Origin of the sequence: Microcoleus sp. F10-B2 (genome assembly GCF_036704965.1) — a bacterium.
GTDB lineage: Bacteria > Cyanobacteriota > Cyanobacteriia > Cyanobacteriales > Microcoleaceae > Microcoleus.
In genome coordinates this window covers 1-6,028 of record NZ_JAUBTB010000176.1, presented here as the reverse complement: position 1 = coordinate 6,028, position 6,028 = coordinate 1, and the positions used below count along the sequence as shown (strand labels likewise).

General features: G+C 47.9%; 7 protein-coding genes. 4 read left to right on the top strand and 3 right to left on the bottom strand.

The annotated features are described in order from the left end of the window. Positions 1-245: 245 nt before the first annotated feature. Together QUA99_RS32060 and QUA99_RS32055 are read left to right on the top strand one after the other, a co-directional pair. Positions 246-1,148, top strand: coding sequence for a ferritin-like domain-containing protein (locus QUA99_RS32060; protein WP_333245432.1), 903 nt, complete (start codon positions 246-248; stop codon positions 1,146-1,148). A gap of 284 nt (positions 1,149-1,432) precedes the next feature. After that, positions 1,433-1,936 (top strand): YbjN domain-containing protein, encoded by a 504-nt coding sequence (locus QUA99_RS32055; RefSeq protein ID WP_333245428.1) that lies wholly within the window; start codon positions 1,433-1,435, stop codon positions 1,934-1,936. A 53-nt stretch (positions 1,937-1,989) separates the two neighbouring features. Here QUA99_RS32055 and QUA99_RS32050 read toward each other — a convergent pair whose 3' ends face one another. From QUA99_RS32050 to QUA99_RS32040, 3 genes are all read right to left on the bottom strand, one after another. Next, positions 1,990-2,448: a divergent PAP2 family protein gene (locus tag QUA99_RS32050; protein ID WP_333245425.1), complete on the bottom strand. Its 459-nt coding sequence runs from the start codon at positions 2,446-2,448 to the stop codon at positions 1,990-1,992. A gap of 14 nt (positions 2,449-2,462) precedes the next feature. Continuing rightward, entirely contained in the window at positions 2,463-3,389 is a 927-nt protein-coding gene (gene crtE, locus QUA99_RS32045) for a geranylgeranyl diphosphate synthase CrtE (protein WP_333245422.1), read from the bottom strand. Between the two features lie 197 nt (positions 3,390-3,586). After that, entirely contained in the window at positions 3,587-4,468 is an 882-nt protein-coding gene (locus tag QUA99_RS32040; protein ID WP_333245419.1) for a LysR family transcriptional regulator, read from the bottom strand. Between the two features lie 111 nt (positions 4,469-4,579). On the opposite strand from QUA99_RS32040, the gene QUA99_RS32035 reads away from it, so the two are divergent. Then, complete coding sequence (locus tag QUA99_RS32035) at positions 4,580-5,068, top strand: GNAT family N-acetyltransferase (RefSeq protein ID WP_333245416.1); 489 nt, start codon at positions 4,580-4,582, stop codon at positions 5,066-5,068. Between the two features lie 76 nt (positions 5,069-5,144). Further along, positions 5,145-5,945 carry a methyltransferase domain-containing protein gene (locus tag QUA99_RS32030; RefSeq protein ID WP_333245413.1) on the top strand — a complete coding sequence of 267 codons (801 nt, stop codon included), beginning with the start codon at positions 5,145-5,147 and terminating at the stop codon, positions 5,943-5,945. Positions 5,946-6,028: the final 83 nt, after the last annotated feature.

Here is a 6,028-nt window from a genome sequence, read left to right as displayed (position 1 = left end):
CTAAAATCTAAAATCTAAAATCTAAAATCTAAAATCTAAAATCTAAAATCTAAAATCTAAAATCTAAAATCTAAAATGGTATGACTCCCTACTCCAAACTATTTTCGTTGGTTGAGCTAGTAAAAACTTTCTCTGTATAAAATTGAATCTCCGAACTAACAACAACTTTCACCCTTGCGAGGTAATTGGTTGTCGCAAAAACTGCGTTACACTTATACAAGTATCTTTACAAAACAACATAAAACATGACTGTTGCCTATCCCCGGAAGCTGCGCAACGCAATGGGAGCGCGCGAGATATTAGCTCAAGTAGTGCGCGATCGCGAAATTCACCTGATCACCCTCAACCGCTACCGCTACAGCGAACAGCGCAGTTGCAAAGACCTCACGGACTTAATCGAACGGCTCGACGGCAACCCGGCCCAACTCGTGCGCGACCTCTCCCGGCACATTTCCGACGAAGCGCGGCACGCCATGTGGCTCACCGACCTCCTGGTAGACTTGGGCCAAAATGTGGGAACGCCGCCGGGAGTCTCCTACATTGACGAATTTGAAAGGTTGTATGACAGCGAACAACAAGACCCCGCCAAAGACCGCGAAGATTTTGTAATTTCTTCTCTAGCCGCGATTAACGTCACCGAGAAGCGAGGATGCGAGTATTTCGGCGCGCACATCCACGCCCTCAAACAGGCTCCCCAAACCGCAGAAAACGTCAAAATCCGCGAAACTATCGAACAGATTTTTCCCGAAGAAGCTGGTCACGTCCGCTGGGGCAACCGCTGGCTGGCCCAAATCGCCGACAAAAGCCCGGAACACCGCCAAAAGGTGGAACAGGCAAAGCGCAAGTACGCGGCGATCGAACAAGCAGCATTTGAATCGGGAATGGATATCATGCTGGGGGCAGAACTCCGCCGCGTTACCCGCCTGGTAGATATTGCCAACACCATGCCGATGTGGGAACGCCCGCAATACTTGATGGAACGCTTGCCCAGAACCCTGCTGGCCCCGGATCTGCAAATGACCAGAGTCGATGTCGCTCAGCGGGCCTGGAACCGCGACCCGCAGGCATTTGTGGAGAAATTTGTGCCGATGTTCCTCAACGGCATGAAAACCATTGAGAAGAAGCCGGCGGCTAAGCCCAAGGCTTAAATACAGGTGAGCAATTGTCTGCGGGGGCAGTATAAACCCGGTTTCTTCTTGGCTGCTTCGTTGAGGGGCCCGATATTTTTGTGAGAAACCGGGTTTCTTTTTGTAAGTCCTAAAGGTGAACGGGAACCAGAGGCGGTTGAAAACCGATTTCCTTTCTCTTGCTAATCCCCGAATGGCTGGCATTGTATAGTTGAGATTTTGGACAAATCCAAGATTTAAAATCTACAATCTCAACCTGTAGGAAGTAAACTGATTAGTGGAAGACTTTCCGTCAAATCATAACTATGACTACCAGCGAGCCGAACCTACAAACAGCTTCCGCAGAAAGCCAATCGAGTGAAAGCGCGATCGCCTCCGAGCAGGTCGAAAAAGCCACAGCCGTCACCTATGCAGAAGAAATTGAAACTGTCATCGCCAGCATGGCTGTAGACCAAAAAGTGATGGTCGGTCAAAATGAAGCTGGCGGGCATCTTTGGAAGTTTAAGTACGGCAGCGTTGAAGTGTTCGTACAACTTACGGGCGAAACTGAAGATGATACTTTGACTGTTTGGGCTTTTGTACTGCAGTTGCCGGCGAAGAATGAAGCTCAATTAATGCGGAAAATCCTAGAAATGAATTGGCTGTCTACTTTGGAATCTCATTTTGCGATTGTTGACAATCAAGTTGCGGTAATATCGACTCGGACGATCGCCGAAATCTCGGCCGGGGAAATTTCTCGAGTTATTACTATTGTCGCCACGATCGCCGATGACAACGACGACCTGCTGCAAGCAGAATTCGGTCAGTAGTGATTAATTAACAGTCAACAGTCAACAGTTAACAGTCAACAGTTAACTGTTAACTAATATGCAGGTCCTGCGATCCAAGCAATAGTGATTCCCAGCCCCAAACCGACGAGCACTTGAAAAGGAGTGTGTCCCAGCAACTCTTTGAGGCGAGCCTCATTCAGGTTGTGATCTTCCTCAAAAAACTCGTCAATAATTTGGTTGAGGATGCGAGCTTGCTTGCCTGCTGCTTGGCGGACGCCTGCTGCGTCGTACATTACAATAATTGCAAAGATCGCAGCGATCGCAAAGTCCGGACTTTCCCATCCCATCGTTTGTCCGACTCCAGCAGCCAAAGCGCCGACAAAAGACGAGTGAGCGCTTGGCATTCCCCCCGTTGTTACCAAATACTGAAGATTAAACTTGCGATTTTTGACCAACTCGATCGGCAGCTTAATGATCTGAGCCGCCAGACAAGCGATCAAAGCAACTACCAGTACATGATTGTTTAATACGCCGCTGCAAATTTCCTGCATAGTGTTTGATATTTCTAGTTACTGCGGCTGGTAATAAAATCGGCGATCGCCAGCAGCGGTATGGCTTTGCTTCCAAATACCGCCAATTGAGCCTTAGCATCAGCAACAAGCTGCGAAGCTTGACGCCGAGACTCCTCAATTCCCCACAAACTCGGATAAGTGACTTTTCCTGCTTGAACATCTTTGCCAGCAGTTTTGCCCAGTTCTTCTTGGGTAGCAGTAATATCCAGAATGTCGTCAACGATCTGGAAAGCCAGCCCAATATTTTGAGCGAAACGATACATCCGCTGCAAATCCGCAGCCGAGGCCCCAGCCAGAATTGCCCCACAAACTACGCAGGCCTCTAACAGCGCGCCTGTTTTGTGAGCGTGAATATAATTCAAAGTTTCCAGAGAAACACCTGTCTTTCCTTCCGATTCCAAGTCAACCACCTGACCGCTTACGAGTCCAGGAGCGCCCGATGCCCGCGCTAAATGGGCGATCGCCTGCAACACCTGCTGGGGGGGTACGTTCTCAGTTTTAGTGGCGATCAATTCAAAGGCATAGCTCAACAAACCATCGCCAGCCAAAACGGCAATATTTTCGCCGTAGACTTTGTGGTTCGTCAGTTGGCCGCGCCGGTAGTCGTCATTGTCCATTGCCGGCAAATCGTCGTGAATCAGCGACATCGTGTGGATCATTTCCACAGCGCAAGCTGTCGGCATTGCCATAGATATAGTGCCGCCAGCCAGTTCGCAGCTAGCCAGACACAGGATCGGACGCAGGCGCTTGCCCCCCGCTAGCAGCGAGTAGCGCATTGCTTCGTAAATTGTCTCTGGGTAGATGACCGGCAGTGCACTGTCGAGAGCTACCTCGATCGCCTCTTTGCGCTTGGCTAGATAAGCAGATAAATCGAAAGAGGATTCCGGTTGGGACGAACCCATTTCTGTTGCCAATACCATCCCTTGCTCTCTTGTACTGAATAGTTACGTGGGATATTCTGAGCCGTTCGGGTCGGATGGTGCCGACTTTTACGGCGGTAGTTGCTCGAACTTGGAGCATCAATTAATCATTCTACGGGTGTTGTTGCACAGAAAATCTTTGAGTTTTAATAACTTTGTCAAATTACCAGTCAATCTAAGATTTACAATCTCAAATCTCAAATTCGCTGCTGCACTCTGGCAACTTCCAAAAACCGCTGCACCGCCGCCGTGGGATCGCTGCGCCAAATTAGGGCGATCGCCACAATGGAGGTTGATTCTGGCAGCGCTTTGTAAACAACCCCCCTGCGCTGGAAATTTTGCATCGACGCCGGGACGATCGCCACTCCCATCTCGGCGGCTACCAGACTCACAATTGTCTGCATTTGAATTGCTTCTTGAGCTGCGATCGGGCTAAAACCAGCAAGCTGACAAAGACTGACGATCGCATCGTACAATCCCGGAGCCTGGGAGCGCGGAAATAAAATGAACGGTTCGGTAGAGAGTTCGCGCAATTCTACCTTCGCGCGATCGCCCGCCGGATGAGTTTCTGGCAGTGCCACCATCAGCGATTCTCGAAAAACGATTTCAGAATTTATCCCCTCTTCCTCAACCGGAGGACGCACGAAGCCGATATCAATTTGCCCGAACCGCAGCCGCTGCAACTGTTCGTTTGTCGTCAGTTCGTGCAGTTCCAATTTGACGGCGGGACACCTAGTGCGAAAAGCCTGCAAAATCGCTGGAACCACGTTGTGTGCTGCAGAACTCACAAAGCCGACCGTCAATTTTCCGAGTTCGCCCCGACTGGTTTGTCGGCCGAGTTGAATTGCTCGATCGACTTGCTGCAGAATTTTCCCTGCCTCCTCGAAAAAAACCTGTCCCGCTGCCGTTAACTGCACCGTCCGCTTGGTGCGGCGAAACAGTTGAAACCCCAACTCTGCCTCCAAATGCTGGATTTGTTGGCTCAGCGGAGGTTGGGCAATATGCAGTTTTTCGGCTGCCCGAGTGAAATTCAGTTCCTCTGCAACTGCAATGAAATAACGCAAATGCCGAAGTTCCATAGCTCCCCAATCATTGATATTTTAAAAGTCTAAATTATTATCTAAACATATATTGGACATTCATGAATACATTTCATACAGTGATTAATAGGCAAAGTTGAGAATTAAACAATGGCTAATTTGGATATCAAAATTAGAGAAGCAAATCTGGCAGATTTGGAATTAATCGTGGACTTTATTTCGCAAAAAAGCGAGTTTGATGGATGTAAAAATTTGTTGGTGGCAACAGCAGATAAATTGCAGCAAACGTTTTTTTTTCAGCCTCCGCTAGTGCGGGTATTGTTAGCTGAAATTGCGGGAAAAGCGGTAGGATTTGCTCTTTTTTATTCCTCCTATTCAAGTTTATTGACGCAGCCGTGCCTTTGGCTTGATGATTTATTTGTGCAAGCTCCTATGCGCGGTATGGGAGTCGGTACAGCGCTGTTAAAGTATTTGGCAAAAATTGCTGAGTCCACAAATTGCGGGCGGATTGAATGGACTGTTAATACTGGCAATGCACCGGGAATTGCTTTTTATGAAAAGCAGGGAGCGCGGATTTTAGAAAATATTAGGGTTTGCCGTATTGATGGGGATGGAATTGGTCTCCTTGCTGGCAAATAATTTAATAACGAACCGCGAAGACGGGAAGAACGCGAAGAGAAGAAAAGAGAAAAGAGAAGAGGAAAGAAGAGAAGAGATGTCAGAAACTTATTGGAATTCAGCTCTTTACGAGCAAAATCATGCTTTTGTTTGGCAGTACGGCGAATCACTTTTGGAGTTACTCGCTCCGAAGGTTGGTGAACAAATTCTGGATTTGGGCTGCGGTACGGGACAGTTAACTGAAAAGATTGCTCAAAGCGGTGCTTTTGTGCAAGGTATTGATTCATCTTTGTCGATGATTTCTACGGCAAAAGTTAACTATCCTCACATCAAATTCGCAGCAGCGGATGCTAGTAATTTTCAAGTAGAATCTCCGTTAGATGCTGTGTTTTCTAATGCGGTTTTGCACTGGATTAAACAGCCGGATGCTGTGATTAATTGTGTGGGAAAAGCGCTGAAGCCGGGAGGGCGTTTTGTGGCTGAGTTTGGCGGTAAGGGGAACGTGGGGGCGATCGTCCGGGCACTTTTGAGTGTTTTGTCAGAAATTGGCTGCCAGGAGCCTGAAGCGCTTAATCCTTGGTATTTTCCGAGTATTGGCGAGTATGCTGGGCTTTTGGAAAAGCAGGGATTTGATGTGGGTTATGCGGTTTTGTTCGATCGCCCGACTCCCCTAGAAGGTGGCAGTGCGGGTATGGTAAATTGGATTGAAATGTTTGCTGGCGGGTTTTTGTCGGGGTTGTCCGATAATGTGCGATCGCAGGTAATTAACTCCGTTGAACAGCGTTTGCGATCGACACACTATCGTGATGGTAATTGGATTGCAGATTACCGCAGAATTCGCGTTGTTGCTGTCAAAAATTCCTATTTAAATTGTGTAGGAAAATCAAAATTAGGTTAAAATAACCGGCGTTGCTGAATTACGGTATGATACGGGCAAAAATACGAGAGGGAACCCGAAAATGATTTTTGAGATTTTGATGG